Raw genomic sequence first — 14,747 nt, 5'->3', positions numbered from 1 at the left:
TCCGGTTTCCATCGTCGAAACACACCCCCATGAGCACGGCACCCGACGAAACCCCGCACACCCTGGAACGGGTCGGCGAGGCCCAACTCCCGACGAAGCACGGCCTGTTCACGATCTTCGCCTACATCGGAGAGGGTGTAGGCGAGCATGTGGCACTGGTCTTCGGCGATCCGCACTCGCGTCGGAAGGTGCCTGTGCGTATGCACTCCTCGTGCGTCACCGGCGACGTGTTCGGCTCGTTGCGGTGCGACTGCGGGCAGCAGCTCGAGCTCGCGATCCAACACGTGACCTCCTCAGGGGCCGGCGCGATCCTCTATCTCGATCAGGAGGGCCGCGGGATCGGGCTCGCCAACAAGATCAGGGCCTACCAGTGCCAGGACACCGGCTTCGACACCGTGGACGCCAACACCACGCTGGGTTTCGAGGCCGATCAGCGTGACTACGCGCCTGCGGCCTGGATCCTTCGTGACCTCGGCATCACTGACGTCGAGCTGCTCACCAACAACCCCCACAAGGCAGACAGCCTTCGCGAGAACGGAATCACCGTGGAACGCGTGCCTCTCGCTGTCGCGCCGAACCTTTACAACCGCCGATACCTCGAGACCAAGGCCCGCCGACTGGGCCATCAACTTCCCACCACGAACGGGCATGACCCGGCGTGGTCACAGCAGCAGAGGAGTTTCCCGACAGATGAGCACCTACACGCTTGAACCCATGCCGTCCACCCACGTGGGTGAGGGCAGCGTCGCCGAGCTCGCCCAGCACGTACGGGCGCACGGCAGCCGTGCCTTCGTGGTGAGCGACCCGGGCGTGCGCGCCGCGGGCATTGTCAACACGGTGATCGACGCCCTCACAACCGATGGCCTCGAGTGGACGGTCTTCGACGACGTCGACCCCAATCCGACCGATGCCAACGTCGCCGCCGGGGTGGAGTCGCTTCGAGGGTTCGGCACCGAGGACGTCGTGATAGTGCTCGTCGGCGGCGGGTCGGTCATGGACTGCGGCAAGTACATCGCTATGGCAGCCCCGTCAGGCATCGAGGACTCGTCGCTTGCCTTCTCGCCCGAACTCGACGACGCCGACCGGATCGACTTCGCAACCTTGGCGCCCCCGGCTCGGGCCAGTGCGCCGTGCGTGCCCACGATCGCCGTGCCCACCACCTCCGGCACGGCGTCGGAAACCAACGGCGGCGGCCTGATCACCCGGACAGAGGACCATCGCAAACTGACCTTCAGCCACCCCGACGTTCGGCCGCGCGCTGTCGTGCTGGACCCCCTCTTGACCGTCGGGCTGCCGTCGGGTGCGACTGCGGTGTGCGGTATGGATGTGCTGACGCACGCCATCGAGGCCTACACGTCCACCGCGTCGAACCCCTATGCCGACGGCCTCGCGCTGCAGGCCATCCGGCTCACCGGGCAGTGGCTCCCCCAGGCCGTCGCCGTCGGCAGCGATGTGCAGGCCCGGGCGTCGATGCAGATCGCGTCCCACCTCGCGGGCCGTGCATTCTCGTCGGGCCCGCTGCTCGGGCTCGTCCACGCAACCGGTCACCCCGTCTCGGGCACGTTCGGCGCAGCCCACGGGCAGACGCTCGCCACCATGCTCCCCCACGTCATGCGCTTCAACCTCGAATCGGTCTCCGATCGCTACGCCGACGTGGGCCAAGCGCTCGGCGTCGCCCGCGACCCGCTGGCGGCCGTCGAGGCGGTCGAGACGCTGTCTGCAACCGTCGGAACGGACCGCAGTCTCAGCGACCTCGGCGCCAAGACGCAGGACATCGACGGGCTCACCACCGACGCGTTGCGCGACCTCATCATCTTGAATACGCCGCGCTACCCGAGCCGGGAAGAAGTCCATGCGCTGTACGAACAGGCGATGTAGGTGAGCCAGCACGATCGGCCCGCTTCGGAGGGGCTGGGTAATCTCGCCGTCATGGACGTCGCGGATGCCAAGAACATCGTTCGTGCCGAGATCGAGCGCCTCACGCCGGCGCTGCTGGATCTCTCGCACACGATCCACGCCAACCCCGAACTCAACTTCGAAGAGCACCACGCCCACGAAGCCCTGACCGGCGTGTTAGAAGACAACGGGATCGACGTGACCCGTGGTGCGTACGACATGCCGACAGCGTTCGATGCTCGCGTCGGCACAGCTGACGGCCCGACGGTCGCTGTGCTGTGCGAGTACGACGCACTCCCGGGGATCGGCCATGCGTGCGGTCACAACATCATCGGCTCGGCAGGGCTCGGCGCCGGCATCGCGGTGGCGAAGGTTGCCAAAGCTCTCGGCGGACGGGTCGCCATCCTCGGTACACCCGCCGAAGAGGGCGGCGGCGGCAAGGAGTTCATGGTCCGCCGCGGCGCCTTCGACGATGTCGATCTGGCGATGATGGTGCATCCCGCCGATCGCGACCTCCGCACGTTCCATGCGATCGCCATCCAGCAGCTGCACGTGACCTATGACGGCCAGGCGGCCCACGCTGCTGCCTCACCGCACCGGGGCCGCAACGCTCTCGATGCGGCGGTACTCGGCTACAACGCGGTCGCCGCGCTGCGCCAGCACATTCGGCCCGACGAGCGGATCCACGGCATCTTCACCGACGCGGGCGACAAGCCCAACATCGTGCCGTCGCGCGCTGCCGCCGAGTGGTACGTGCGCAGCCACAAGATGGCGAGCCTTGAGACGCTCAAGGAGCGGGTGCAGCGTTGCCTGCAGGGAGGCGCCGACGCTTCTGGGTGCGAGATGCAGGCCGAGTGGATCGATCCGCCCTTCTACGACATGATCGACAACCACCCCCTGCTCGACGTCTACGTGCGCAACGCCATGGATGTCGGGCGTCACCCGTTGCCCTCAGAGGAAGGGTCGATGGTGGTCGGATCGACCGACATGGGCAACGTCAGCTACGCCGTCCCGTCCATCCACCCGATGATCAAAGTCGCCCCCGAGGGCACCCCGATACACACGCCGGAATTCGAGGTGTACACGGGTCGCGAGGAAGGCGACCAGGCAGTTATCGACGGTGCGCTCACCCTGGCGCTCACCATGGTCGACTGCCTGGCCAGCGCGGACACTCGCGAAGAGATCCGTGCAGCATTTTCGCCGAGCGCATAGCTTCACCGAACGAACAGCACAGGAGCGTTGCGTTCCATGTCATTGACCCAGTACCGGATTGACCGCGACGGCGTCGACCGTCTGCTCTTCCTCATGCACGGCTACACCGCCGAGCAGCACCACCTCGCGTCGTATGTGCCGCTGGTGGACCCAGACGAACGCTTCACTGCGATCGCGCCGAGGGGGCCGATCGACATGCCCGACGGCGACGGCGCGGGCTGGTGGTCGATCGACCTCGAGACGTTCGAACAAGACATCTCGCAGTTCGCGCCCTCGCTCGAGAGGCTCGAATCCTTCATCGCAGACGAGGCCGGCAAGGCCGGCGTGCCGCTCGAGCGGTGCATTGTGGGCGGGTTCAGCCAGGGCGGCTACTTGTCGCTGGCACTCGCCGGCAGGGCTGGTGCGCCCCGCTACGCCGGCGTGTGGGCCATCTGCTGCGGTCTTCCGAACGCGCCTGGGCTCAGCCTCGACCTGTCCAACGGAGACGGCCGACCAGCGCTCTTCCAGTGGGGAACCCGCGACCTCCTCATCGGCCAAGAACAGCCCAAAGAGGTGATCGCAGCTCTCGGCGATGGCGGGTGGAACCTGCGACACCACGCCTACGACATGGCTCACAGCCAGACCATCGAAATGATGATCGACGCCCGCGAGTGGCTCGCCGGCGTCCTCTGAGCTGTCCTTCTAGAGAGCGAGTTTGACCAAGCCTCCGTCGGCCCGACCGACCAGGAGGCAGTCCTCGCTGACCCACCGGAGACGGCTGGTCGCCTCATCAGACTCGAGCGCAGTCACCGGCGACAGGTCCTGACCGGCGCGGGTCGGGGCCGCCCACACAATGGTGCGGCCATCTCCTCCCCCCGTGGCGACGGACTTGCCGGAGGGATCCCAATCGAGGTCCTCAATGTGGTTGTCATGACCGGAGGCAGAGGCCGGCGCAGTGCCCGCAGGTCCCTTGCCGCCGAAGTCCCAAACGGTGAGCTCACCGAGGCACGCGACCGCTAGCCATCGGCTGTCGTGGCGGAATCTGATTCGCTCGATCTTGGACGGATAGCCCGACATCGAGAGGTCCTTGCCGCTCCAGAGCCGCCACAGATGCACGGTCGCGTCTTGGGCGCCGGCACAGGCCCATGCTCCGTCGGGCGACATCGCCAGCGACAGCAGCGACCCCTTCCAGTCGAAGCGACGTCGGCGGCCGGTCCGTGGCCCGACGACGTCGTGCCAACCAATGCCGCCGTATGCGGTTGCGCCGACGCGGCTGCCGTCGGCCGACCAGGCCACCGCCGTCACCGTCGAGGGCTGGTCGTCGAAGTCGTGGAGAAGCGCGCCGTCGAGGTCGGTGATGAGCAAGTGCCGGCCCGCGCCGATCGCAAGCACAGGTGCGTTCGGCGACCAGGCCAGTGCCGTCACCCAGGCCGATGTGTCGACAACGCCCTGAGCAGCTCCGGTGCGGTCGTAGATCCGCACGCAACCGTCCTGGCCCCCGACCGCCACGCGGCTGCCATCGGATGACCAGGCAGCGCTCAGCACTCCCATCTCATGGCGTTCCAGCGCTGTGGCCGAACCGTCGTCGACTTCGATGAGGGCAGCGTCACCGCCTAGGGATCCCACCACCGCCTGGCCTCGGTCCCGGTAAACCTCGAGGACCTGCACGTAGTCGTCAACGTCCACCCGCCACTGTGCGATGGGCGATGTCGCAGCGTCGGTCATACCAGGCAGGACCTGAAGCTGGCCTCCAGTGACTCTCGGTCGAGGTTGCGTCCGATGAATACGAGACGGTTGCGTCGTTCCTCGCCGTCTGCCCACACTCCTTGAGGCTGGCCGTCAAGCAACATGTGGACGCCTTGGAACACGTACCGTTCGTCCCAGCCGGCAATCGACAGGATGCCCTTTGAGCGGAAGATGTCGGTTCCCTTCGTGCGCAGGAGATCGCCCAGCCATTCATTCAGCCGGTCGATATCGAGGTCGCCATCGGCTTCGATCCCCACCGATGTCACGCTGAGGTCGTGCTGGTGTTCGGCATCGGGGTCGAGGAACTCGGGATCGTCGGCCAACACACGATCGAGCGAGAACGCGCCGACCTCGAGGATGGCATCAAGGTCGACCTTCCCGTGCTGAGTCCGGATAATCGGCGGCAGTGGGTTGATCTGCCGGATGCGGGTTTCCACTTCGTCCAACTCGTTGTTGTCGGCGAGGTCGATCTTGTTGAGCACGACCCGATCAGCGAACGCCAGCTGCTCGACGGCTTCGTTCTCGACCCCTTCGGGCTTCTCTTCGTCCAGATGCGGAACCAGATGCTTGGCGTCGACCACCGTGACGATGGCATCGAGCCGCAACTGGGCTGACATCTCGTCGTCGACGAAGAACGTCTGAGCCACCGGTGCCGGGTCGGCCAGCCCCGTCGTCTCGATGAGGATCTGGTCGAATCGGTCCTTGCGCCGCATCAGATTGCCGAGAATGCGGATCAGATCGCCGCGAACGGTGCAGCAGATGCAGCCGTTGTTCATCTCGAAGATCTCTTCTTCGGCATCGAGGACGATGGCGTCGTCGATGCCAACCTCGCCGAACTCATTCTCGATCACCGCAATCCGCTTGCCGTGCTGCTCGGTGAGGATGTGATTCAACAACGTTGTCTTGCCCGCACCGAGAAATCCCGTCAGCACCGTCACAGGAACTCGCTCATCAACCATGCCGTTGATGGTAATGATTCCCATTCCTACATGCACCGTGGCACCGGCTGGCGCCGAGTCAACGAAGTTGTCACGACACAATAGCTGTCGATGTGGCGCCGAGGGATGGTGGCGTTGATGGTGTCGATCGCATCGATGACCTCGTGGGCCACCCAGACACGAGATCGGCTGGCACGGTGTTCGCTCAGCCGCAAGATGCCGGCATCCGCGAGCTGGTGCAGGATCTGCGAGGCGCGACCCGGTGTCAGCTTGTACGCGGATTGGATTTCGCCAGCGGTGATGGCGGGCGTTCCGAGCAGACCGTCGAGAATCTGCGAGACAGCGGATCCCTGGCGGGTGCGGACGCGCTGGCGATGGGCGTCAGCGATATCAGCGATGCGTGCCACGAGGCGGACTGCAGCGTGTGCACCGTCATTGACCGCGGTGGCGAACACGGTGATCCAGTCGTCGAGGTCGCCCCGGCGGTATGCGGTGAGGCCGCCGACGTAGCCGTTCGGGTTATGCAGAAGACCGTGCGCGACGGGCACCGGCGTTGTCGCCGTCGCGGATCCGGAGTCGAGCAGTCGGTGGATCAGCAGCCGTCCGATGCGGCCGTTGCCATCGACGTAGGGATGGATCGTCTCGAACTGTGCGTGCGCAATCGCGGCGTGCACGATCGGGTGCACATCGCGTCGGGCAGCGAAGCGCACCAAGTCGTCCATCAGCTGAGGAACCTGGTCCCACGGCGGGCCTTCGAAGTCTGCGCTCCGGCGGTTCTGGCCGATCCACACTGCACAGTCCCGCCATGCACCGAGGTGGCGCCGTTCCATCTCGGGATCCGCGGCGAGCAAGCTGCGGTGGCGACGGTGGAACCAGTCCTCAGTCAGATCCTCGGTACCACGTTGAGTGTTCAGAGCGGCAGTGACGTTCGCAGCGACCAGCTCTGTCGCGACCGGGTAGCTGCTCCGATCGGGATCGTTGTCGCTGAGAGCGGCGAGCGCGACCGCCAACGCTTCGCTGGAGGTCGTGATGTGCTCGATCTGCGAGGAAGCGACCGCGTCGGCCCGGATGAGCACAGCACTCAGGTGGCCGAGCACGCCGGTTGTCTCGGCGGCGCGTTCGCGCAGATCGCTGATCGAACGCGCCGCTTCAGCCAGGGCCTCGCCTGTGGCCGGTTGAAGAGCGGGAATCGCGAGCGTCACGATCTGCGGAGGCACCGTCTGTGCGACCGTGATGGTGCGCGGGCTCTCGTCATCCCACGACCGCCACAATTCGTTCTCCACCGTTGCGCTGTGCAACTGGGCAGCGGGCCATCGGGACACTGGCTGCCTCCTTGACTCAAGACCGATGCTGTTAATGCAAGGTTAACACCGGTTACCTAAATCTAAAGTGCAAGAGTTTAGGTTCGTCAGGCGATGGAAACCCAGGTCGCTTCGGGCCGGCCTCGACCGGGTGTGCGAAGCTCCGCTGAGCTAGAGGCCCAAGGAGCAGCTCCATGTCACTCGGCATCCCGACGTGTTCGGCCGACGACGACCCCGACGCCATGTACGCCAAGCTCGACGCCGCCGGCTGCCTGGTCGTCCATGACACTGCGAGCTCTGACCAGGTAGCTGCCGTCCGGGCTGAGCTGGTCGACCACATGGCCAGCGCCAGGGTGGCCGATGACAAGCCAACCGCCTTCTACCCCGGCATCACCCGCCGGGTGGTGGCGCTCATGCACCGCTCGCCGACAGTGCGGGAGCTGATGATGCACCCGATCACCGAAGCGCTCGGCGACCGTCACCTCGGACAGAACTGCTCGAAGTGGACTCTGAACGTGACCGCGGCGCTGGAGGTCGGGCCCGGAGCCCGCGACCAGATCCTCCATCGCGAGGAAGACCTCTACCCGTACTTCCCGCTCCCCCGCCCGAACCTGATCCTGGCATCGATGTGGGCCATGTCGGACTTCACCGCCGACAACGGCGGCACCCAGCTCGTGCCCGGCAGTCACCGCTGGGACGCCGAGCGCACCGCGACACCTGACGAGGTCGTCCGTGCCCACATGCCCGCGGGCTCGGTCCTGTACTGGCTCGGCGGCACCCTTCACGGCGCCGGCGCCAACTCCACGCCCGAGGACTGGCGCTACGGGATCATCCTCACCTACAACCTCGGCTGGCTCCGCCAGGAAGAAAACCAGCACGTGTCGATACCCCTCGCCGATGTGCTCGCACTCCCCGACGCCATGCGCAGCCGCCTCGGCTTCGACATGGACTACGAGAACTCCCTCGGCTTCTACGACCGCTCCGTGCTCGCTCCCCGCACCGCAGACCGATAGCTCTCGCTCTGGAGTCGACCTACGACGTCGTGGCGTCGGCCGTCACCGCTGCTCGTCGATGCGGACGGTGAACTCGAGTCCGCCTGAGAAGGGCAGGGTCATCGTGCGGAGCTTGTTGGCGGGGTCGTTGAGGAACTCGAAGTAGGGCTGGTAGCCCTCGGCGGACGAGATGGTGTTGTCGGTGACGACGACCGCTCCGGGGCGCAGGGCTGGCGCGACCAGTTCGAGCGCGTCGAGAGCGACATGCCAGATGTCGACAAGCAGGAAGTCGACCGGTCCCCCGCAGTCGACCAGCGTCTCCCGCAGATCGCCCTCCCGCAGCTCGATCCAGCTAGCGAGACCTGCTTCGTCGAAGTTGGCTCGGGCAACGGCAGCTTTATCAGGCTCGTACTCGGTTGCGATGACCACACCGTCGTCATGGCCGTTGTCCCGCACGGCGGCGGCCAGGTACAGGGTGGAAACACCGTGGGACGTCCCGGCCTCGACCACACGGCGAGCGCCCAGAGCCCGGCAGACCTGGTAGCAGAACATCGCCTTGTCGCGATCGAGCGCAACGAGCTTGTCGGCGAGGTACCGACGCATGTCGTCGTCGAAGCCCCGCTGGGTCCGGTCGCGACCGCTCTCCCGCCGGGCCTCCGTGAAGAATGCCGAGGTCTCGGCGGCCTGCGCATCGCTCTCGGCATGCAGCCGGTCCAGCAGCGCCTCAAGCTCCGGGTCATGCAGCAGCGAAGTCATACAGTTCCTACATACCACTCCGGCAGGCTGATGTGATGAGCAAACGGCGGTAGCCGAGATCCACCTATCGCCGCACCTAGCGAGCGTTTCCATGGCGTCTGGGCTGTTGCCCTGCTATGCAACGGAGAGCGAATTGAGTTTCGCGCTGCGGAACCGTGGGTCGGGGCCGTTGGCAACGGGGGGACGTCATGTCTGATTCGTCCGTGATCGATCCGAGCAGGACCAGGGCCGCTCTGGACCAGGCCAGCCATGCACCGGGCGCGATCTATGCCAGCCCAGAGATCTTCCGTCGCGAGGTCGACGAGTATTTCAAACGCGAGTGGCTGTATGTGGGCCGCGTCGAAGAGCTCGCCGAACCAGGTGACTACATGGCGCTGCGACTGGTCGGCGAGCCAGTGCTGCTGTCGCGCGACCGCGACGGCCGGTTGCACGCCAACTACAACATGTGCGTCCACCGAGGCGTCGAAGTCGCGTACGGAGCGGGCAATCTCAAGGCCTTCAGCTGTCCCTACCACGGCTGGGTCTACGGTCTCGACGGCCAGCTCAAGGGCGCCGCCTACATGGCCGAGTCGGAAGGCTTCGATGTCGCCGATTGCGCCTTGACACCGCTGCGGCTCGACGTGTGGCGGGGCAACATCTTCATCAACTTCGACCCCGATGCCGAGCCGCTGGTAGATGCGATGGCCGTGATCGACGAGGAGTTCTCGTTCCTCGGGTGGGAGAAATGCCGCCTCGGCAACAAGCTCGAGATCGACCTCGCATGCAACTGGAAGTTCGTGCACGAGAACTTGATGGACTTCTACCACGTCGGTGTGCTGCACGCCGGAAGCTTCGGCGCCAACTTCAAGTTCGAGCCCGACCACGTGATGATCAAGCCCGGCGGCGGCCTGTCGATCTTCTACGACGCCGGTCCGCCCACGCCGGGCGCCGAGCCGCTGCTCGGCAAGATGCCATGGCTGGAGGACCGCCCGCACAGCTTTGCCTGCACGGCGTACAAGGCGCCCAATATGACGTTCTTCGGCCGCATCGACTGCATCCGGCCGATGATCGCCTGGCCGATCGACGAGGGCCGCACCCGGGTGGTCATCTACCACCTGTTCCCCGAGGAGTTCTTCGACCGGCCCGACTTCGACGAGACGCTGAAGATCTACTACGACTACCAGATCCTGGTGCTCGAAGAGGATCGGGTGATGATCGAGTCGATGCAGCAGGCGATGAGCTCCCCCGCCTACCGGCCGGGGCGTATGAGCACGCACGAGAAGGGCGTTCACAACTTCCTCAACGGCTACCTGGACCGTGTCCTCGACGGAGCCACCCCATGACCCCCACCGTCTCGAGCGCAGCGGACGTGCTGATGCGCGACTACATGGCGTTGGAGCCGGGCGAGACGGTCCTGATCACCGCTGACACCGACAGCGACGAAGTGGTCTGGCAGGCGGTACTGCGGGCGTCGCTGCTCGCCGGCGCCAATGCCTCGGTCCACCTGATCCCGCCGCTGCCGTATCAGGGTCGCCTCGCCGATCCCTACGTGACTCCCGCACTGGGGGCCGCAGCGCTGGCCGCAGACGTGTGGATCGACTTCACGTTCCCCTACCTCGCCGGTTCGGAACTGCACGATCACGCGATGGAGACCGACCGCATCCGCTACCTGCTGGGTGCCGACCTCAGCGCCGGGGGCCTGTTGCGGCTGTTCGGGCGAGTCGACCTCGACGGCTACTTCGCGGTGCACCATGGGTTTGACGCGCTGGTGAACGATGCCGTCGGCAAGAGCGTGCGCATCACCGATGGCGCCGGCACCGACGTGAGCTTCGTTCTGGGGCAGCGGGGGTTCGAGAAACCTCGACGCGCCGACAAGCCGGGGACGGTTTTGATTCCCGGGCAATGCACGCTGTTCCCCGAAGTCGAATCCGTGAAGGGCCGCATCGACGTCGGCGCCATGTTTCACGAGTACTACACCCGGCTTCCGTCACCCATCACCCTCGAAATCGACGGCCGCATCCGGGCCATTTCCGGCGGAGGCAACGAACGGACCGTCGCCGACCGGGCGCTGCGACGGGCCGGCAAGGACGGCGAATACGGCTACGTCATCCACTTCACCCACGGCATCCATCCCACGGCCCGGGTCACTGGCGGCTCGTTCGTCGAGGACACGCGTGCGATTGGCAACAACGCGATCGGAATGGGCATGCCGTGGTGGGATCCCGGCGGTGGCGAGAACCATCCCGACGCCGTCTTGTTCATGCACACGATCGACATCGACGGTCAGCGTGTGGTCGAAGACGGAGCGATCGTGGGCCCTGAGCCATTGGCGGCGCTCGCAGCCGATCTGCAACCCCTCGCCGGCTGAGCCGCCATGAAACCTGCGCCGTTCTCGTTCGTTGCTCCCGAGACGCTCGACGAGGTGGTCGGGGCCATGGCCGCCCACGGCGAAGACGCCCGGATTCTCGCCGGCGGACAGAGCCTGGTCCCGCTCATGAATCTGCGGCTGGCCCGGCCCGAGGTGGTCGTGTCGATCAACCGCTGCGGTGAGCTCGACTACATCCGGCTCTCCGACGACCGCCTCGTCGTCGGTGCGCTCGTGCGTCAGATCGACGCCGAGACCAGCCCGCTGGTCCAAGCCGAGTGCCCGCTGCTGGCCAAGGCGCTGCGGCACGTCGGACTGCCCGCCACGCGCAACCGCGGCACCGTCTGCGGCAGCCTGGCCCACTGCGACCCGCTCGCCGAGCTGCCGGCCGTTGCGCTCGCACTAGAGGCCGATCTGGTGCTCACCAGTGCCGCCGGCGAACGCCGGGTTGCGGCCCACGAATTCTTCGTCGCAGACATGACCACCTGCATCGAGCCAGGCGAGATCGTCTCGGCGGTCGCATTCGAGCGCCAGGACCCAAGCGAGCGAAGCGCGCTGCTGGAGGTCTCGAACGGGGGCAACGTGTTCCCGGTGGGCGGGATCGCATTGCGGTGGGCCAGCGCAGGCGGCACCTGCACCTTGGCACGCATCGCGGCGTTCGGCGTCGGGTCGGTGGCCCAGCGTCTGGTCGACGCCGAGGACGCGCTGGTCGGCACCGACCTCGGTCCCACCGCAATCGCGGCTGCTGTCGCCGCTGCTCGCAATGCCGTCAATCCGACCGGCGACATGCACGCCGACGCCGAGTACCGGCGACACCTCGTCGGCGTGCTGATCGAGCGCGGGCTGCTGGAAGGGGAAGGCCCATGACCGATGAATGCGAGGTGACCATCACCGTCAATGGCCGGACATCCGCACCGTGGAAGATCTCGCTGACCTCGACGCGCTGCATCCGATCCAGGAGATGTTCCACCAGAAGCATGCGCTCCAGTGCGGGTTCTGCACGCCGGGATTCCTCCTCACGACCGTCGAGTTGCTCGAGAGCACTCCCGACCCCGACGAGGCCGCCATCCGGGAGGCCCTGATGAACAACGTCTGTCGTTGCACCGGCTACGCAAACATCGTGGACGCGATCACTGAGGCCGCCGTGGAGCTGCGACGGGGGCACCAGTCATGAGCAGCGACCTCCAAGGCGCTGTCGGGCAAAGCGTCCTGCGGCGAGAGGACGACTACCTCCTGCGGGGCCAGGGCCGCTTCGTCGACGATCTGCCCACACCGCTCAACACGCTGCACCTCGCCTTCGTGCTCAGCCCCTACGCCCACGCCCGGATCGCCTCGATCGACGCGAGCGAGGCCCTCGCGCTCGACGGCGTGGTCGATGTCTTCACCGGCGCCGATCTCGCCGCCATGGTGAAGCCGATCGCTGCCCAGATCGAGCTGCCCGGCTACAGCCCCAACACCCGCGACGTGCTGGCGATCGACGAAGTGCGCTTCGCCGGCGAGGCGGTGGCCGTGGTCGTGGCCGAGAGCCAGTACCTCGCCGAAGACGGTATGGAGCTGGTCGACGTCGACTATGAGCCGCTTCCTGCGGTCGTCGACATTCACGAGGCCACCGAGCCCGCCGCCCCGCAGGTCAACCCGACCGTGCCCGGCAACGTCTATTTCGAGGGCCGATTCGCCACCGACGGCGTCGCCGCTGCTTTCGACACGGCGGCCCACGTCATCTCCGAGGACTTCCACTCGAACCGCGTGACCGCGGTGCCGATCGAACCCAGAGGCTGCCTCGCCGTTCCCGAGCAGCCGGCCAACCTGGTCTTCTACTCATCCACCCAGATCCACCACCTGCTGCGGACTGCCCTGGCCGAGTTTCTCGATGTCGCCGAGTCAACCCTCCGGGTCGTTGTTCCCGACGTCGGCGGCGGATTCGGCATCAAGGCGGCCCTCTACCCCGAGGAATTCGTCTGCGCCGCGCTCGCCCTGCGGTTGCGCAGGCCCGTGAAGTGGATCCAGGACCGGTACGGGGCACTGCTCACCGACGTCCACGCCCGTGACAACCACTATCGAGTCGAGGCCGCTGTCGATGACGACGGCATCGTCACGGCGCTCAGGGCCGAGATCCGGACCAACGGCGGCGCCTACTCAGCGGTGCCGTTCGGCTGCACGCTGGAGACCACCGGCGGCGCCCGCATGATCGTCGGGCCGTACCGGATCACCGAGTATGAGTACACAGCCACGGCGGTCGCCACCCACACAGCGCCCGTGCTGGCCTACCGGGGCGTGGCCCAGCCCGTCTGCTTCATGGCGATCGAGGGCATCATGGACCGGATTGCCCGCCGGCTCGAGCTCGATCCTGCTGAGGTTCGGCTGAGGAACATGGTGCCCACGGCGGAACTTCCGTGGAACAACGTTGTCGGTGTCCGCTACGACACAGGCAGCTTCGTCGAGTCGCTCAAGATGGCGATGGAGATGGCGGGATATGACGAGTTTCGCTCCCGCCAGGCGGCGGGACGGCTGGTCGACGGCAAGTACCGAGGCATCGGCATCTGCAGCTTCACCGAGGTGAGCGGGACGGGCGCCCCCGGCTGGCGTGCCCGCGGACTGAGCCGCCTGCCCGGCTTCGACAGCGGAACGGTGAAGGTCGAGCCCACCGGCAAGGTGACCGCCTTCGTGAGCCACGCGCATTCAGGGCAAGGCCACTTCACGACCTTCGCTCAGGTCGTCGCCGACGAGCTCGGGGCTCGCTTGGAGGACGTGACGGTCGTCGAGGGCGACACCGCGGCGGGGCCCTACGGCACCAACACCTTCGCCAGCCGCAGCGCAGTCACCGGCGGCGGGGCGCTGATACGCGCATCGGAAAAGGCCCGGCTGAAGCTGGCGCGCATCGCGGCGTTCATGCTTGAGTCCACCCCCGAAGACATCGTGGTTGCCGACGGCCAGATGCACGTCGCCGGCGTGCCGAGCCGGGCGCTCTCATTCGCGGAGGTCGCCGAGACGGCGTACGCGATGAACACCTTCGACCTGCCCGAAGGCGAGAGCTTCGGCATCGAGGAGACCGACTTCTACGACCCTCCGCTGGTCACGATGGCGAACGCCACCCACATCGCACAGGTGGCGGTCGATGCCGCAGACGGGACGGTCGACATCGAGGGCTACGTCGTGGTGCACGACTGCGGCCGCGTCATCAACCCGATGATCGTCGACGGTCAGGTGATGGGCGGCGTGGCACAGGGCATCGGCGAAGCGCTCATGGAAGAGTTCGTGTACGACGAAGACGGCCAGGTCCGCACGGCGACGCTGATGGACTACCTGCTGCCCTGCTCGACCGACGTTCCCAACTTCCAGATCGCTCACATCGAGTCGCCGTCGATCGACACCGTCGGCGGGTTCAAGGGCGTGGGGGAAGGCGGTCTGATCGGGGCAGTGCCCTCGATCGTCAACGCAGTCGCCGACGCCTTGGCCGACCTCGACGTCAACGTCAACACCAAGCCGCTGCGACCCGCGCTGCTGTCACGCCTCATTAGAGAAGCCGGCGGCTGACCTGGGCATCGCAGCGCCGACTGCTTCGAGGAGATGCACAACACGCTGG

General features: G+C 66.4%; 14 protein-coding genes. 10 read left to right on the top strand and 4 right to left on the bottom strand.

Annotated features, from left to right (window positions below; genetic code table 11):
- The first annotated feature begins 29 nt into the window (after positions 1-29).
- The 4 genes from ribA to VI480_RS13080 are packed head-to-tail and all read left to right on the top strand — an operon-like array spanning position 30 to position 3,780.
- Positions 30-710, top strand: coding sequence for a GTP cyclohydrolase II (ribA, locus tag VI480_RS13095; protein ID WP_323673299.1), 681 nt, complete (start codon positions 30-32; stop codon positions 708-710).
- Positions 691-1,878, top strand: coding sequence for an iron-containing alcohol dehydrogenase (locus VI480_RS13090; protein WP_323673298.1), 1,188 nt, complete (start codon positions 691-693; stop codon positions 1,876-1,878). Before ribA ends, VI480_RS13090 begins: the two co-directional genes overlap by 20 nt.
- A gap of 51 nt (positions 1,879-1,929) precedes the next feature.
- Entirely contained in the window at positions 1,930-3,108 is a 1,179-nt protein-coding gene (locus VI480_RS13085; protein WP_323673297.1) for a M20 family metallopeptidase, read from the top strand.
- A gap of 36 nt (positions 3,109-3,144) precedes the next feature.
- On the top strand, positions 3,145-3,780 hold the full coding sequence (locus tag VI480_RS13080; RefSeq protein ID WP_323673296.1) for a hypothetical protein: 636 nt from the start codon (positions 3,145-3,147) through the stop codon (positions 3,778-3,780).
- A gap of 9 nt (positions 3,781-3,789) precedes the next feature.
- Here VI480_RS13080 and VI480_RS13075 read toward each other — a convergent pair whose 3' ends face one another.
- The 3 genes from VI480_RS13075 to VI480_RS13065 are packed head-to-tail and all read right to left on the bottom strand — an operon-like array spanning position 3,790 to position 7,093.
- The gene (locus VI480_RS13075) at positions 3,790-4,812 is read right to left on the bottom strand and encodes a WD40 repeat domain-containing protein (RefSeq protein WP_323673295.1); all 1,023 of its coding nucleotides are present in this window, start codon (positions 4,810-4,812) and stop codon (positions 3,790-3,792) included.
- The gene (locus tag VI480_RS13070) at positions 4,809-5,792 is read right to left on the bottom strand and encodes a GTP-binding protein (RefSeq protein ID WP_323673294.1); all 984 of its coding nucleotides are present in this window, start codon (positions 5,790-5,792) and stop codon (positions 4,809-4,811) included. Before VI480_RS13070 ends, VI480_RS13075 begins: the two co-directional genes overlap by 4 nt.
- A 26-nt stretch (positions 5,793-5,818) precedes the next feature.
- A complete protein-coding gene (locus VI480_RS13065; RefSeq protein ID WP_323673293.1) occupies positions 5,819-7,093 on the bottom strand; it encodes a Fic family protein in 1,275 nt (424 codons plus the stop codon).
- A gap of 173 nt (positions 7,094-7,266) precedes the next feature.
- On the opposite strand from VI480_RS13065, the gene VI480_RS13060 reads away from it, so the two are divergent.
- Positions 7,267-8,085 carry a phytanoyl-CoA dioxygenase family protein gene (locus tag VI480_RS13060; protein ID WP_323673292.1) on the top strand — a complete coding sequence of 273 codons (819 nt, stop codon included), beginning with the start codon at positions 7,267-7,269 and terminating at the stop codon, positions 8,083-8,085.
- Positions 8,086-8,127: 42 nt separating this feature from the next.
- Here the strand turns inward: VI480_RS13060 and VI480_RS13055 are convergent, their stop codons facing one another.
- A complete protein-coding gene (locus VI480_RS13055; protein ID WP_323673291.1) occupies positions 8,128-8,820 on the bottom strand; it encodes an O-methyltransferase in 693 nt (230 codons plus the stop codon).
- 188 nt (positions 8,821-9,008) lie between these two features.
- On the opposite strand from VI480_RS13055, the gene VI480_RS13050 reads away from it, so the two are divergent.
- Genes VI480_RS13050 through VI480_RS13030 form a run of 5 tightly spaced genes read left to right on the top strand, consistent with a single transcriptional unit; the run spans position 9,009 to position 14,698 of the window.
- On the top strand, positions 9,009-10,142 hold the full coding sequence (locus VI480_RS13050; RefSeq protein WP_323673290.1) for an aromatic ring-hydroxylating dioxygenase subunit alpha: 1,134 nt from the start codon (positions 9,009-9,011) through the stop codon (positions 10,140-10,142).
- Positions 10,139-11,167 carry a hypothetical protein gene (locus VI480_RS13045; RefSeq protein ID WP_323673289.1) on the top strand — a complete coding sequence of 343 codons (1,029 nt, stop codon included), beginning with the start codon at positions 10,139-10,141 and terminating at the stop codon, positions 11,165-11,167. The genes VI480_RS13050 and VI480_RS13045 overlap by 4 nt, the downstream gene beginning before the upstream one ends.
- A gap of 6 nt (positions 11,168-11,173) precedes the next feature.
- The gene (locus VI480_RS13040; RefSeq protein ID WP_323673288.1) at positions 11,174-12,031 is read left to right on the top strand and encodes an FAD binding domain-containing protein; all 858 of its coding nucleotides are present in this window, start codon (positions 11,174-11,176) and stop codon (positions 12,029-12,031) included.
- Between the two features lie 7 nt (positions 12,032-12,038).
- On the top strand, positions 12,039-12,338 hold the full coding sequence (locus VI480_RS13035) for a (2Fe-2S)-binding protein (RefSeq protein ID WP_323673287.1): 300 nt from the start codon (positions 12,039-12,041) through the stop codon (positions 12,336-12,338).
- Positions 12,335-14,698 (top strand): xanthine dehydrogenase family protein molybdopterin-binding subunit, encoded by a 2,364-nt coding sequence (locus VI480_RS13030; protein ID WP_323673286.1) that lies wholly within the window; start codon positions 12,335-12,337, stop codon positions 14,696-14,698. Before VI480_RS13035 ends, VI480_RS13030 begins: the two co-directional genes overlap by 4 nt.
- Positions 14,699-14,747: the final 49 nt, after the last annotated feature.

Source organism: Candidatus Poriferisodalis multihospitum (assembly GCF_028283155.1).
Classification (GTDB): Bacteria; Actinomycetota; Acidimicrobiia; order Acidimicrobiales; family Poriferisodalaceae; genus Poriferisodalis; species Poriferisodalis multihospitum.
The sequence above is the reverse complement of the archived record's forward strand: the minus strand, read 5'-3'. Positions and strand labels throughout refer to the sequence as shown.

Excerpts from the sequence above, each read along its gene's own strand:
- ribA (WP_323673299.1), top strand. The coding sequence starts at position 30 with ATGAGCACGGCACCCGACGAAACCCCGCACACCCTGGAACGGGTCGGC.
- VI480_RS13090 (WP_323673298.1), top strand. The coding sequence starts at position 691 with ATGAGCACCTACACGCTTGAACCCATGCCGTCCACCCACGTGGGTGAG.
- VI480_RS13085 (WP_323673297.1), top strand. The coding sequence starts at position 1,930 with ATGGACGTCGCGGATGCCAAGAACATCGTTCGTGCCGAGATCGAGCGC.
- VI480_RS13080 (WP_323673296.1), top strand. The coding sequence starts at position 3,145 with ATGTCATTGACCCAGTACCGGATTGACCGCGACGGCGTCGACCGTCTG.
- VI480_RS13075 (WP_323673295.1), bottom strand. The coding sequence starts at position 4,812 with ATGACCGACGCTGCGACATCGCCCATCGCACAGTGGCGGGTGGACGTT.
- VI480_RS13070 (WP_323673294.1), bottom strand. The coding sequence starts at position 5,792 with ATGGTTGATGAGCGAGTTCCTGTGACGGTGCTGACGGGATTTCTCGGT.
- VI480_RS13060 (WP_323673292.1), top strand. The coding sequence starts at position 7,267 with ATGTCACTCGGCATCCCGACGTGTTCGGCCGACGACGACCCCGACGCC.
- VI480_RS13055 (WP_323673291.1), bottom strand. The coding sequence starts at position 8,820 with ATGACTTCGCTGCTGCATGACCCGGAGCTTGAGGCGCTGCTGGACCGG.
- VI480_RS13050 (WP_323673290.1), top strand. The coding sequence starts at position 9,009 with ATGTCTGATTCGTCCGTGATCGATCCGAGCAGGACCAGGGCCGCTCTG.
- VI480_RS13045 (WP_323673289.1), top strand. The coding sequence starts at position 10,139 with ATGACCCCCACCGTCTCGAGCGCAGCGGACGTGCTGATGCGCGACTAC.
- VI480_RS13040 (WP_323673288.1), top strand. The coding sequence starts at position 11,174 with ATGAAACCTGCGCCGTTCTCGTTCGTTGCTCCCGAGACGCTCGACGAG.
- VI480_RS13035 (WP_323673287.1), top strand. The coding sequence starts at position 12,039 with ATGCGAGGTGACCATCACCGTCAATGGCCGGACATCCGCACCGTGGAA.
- VI480_RS13030 (WP_323673286.1), top strand. The coding sequence starts at position 12,335 with ATGAGCAGCGACCTCCAAGGCGCTGTCGGGCAAAGCGTCCTGCGGCGA.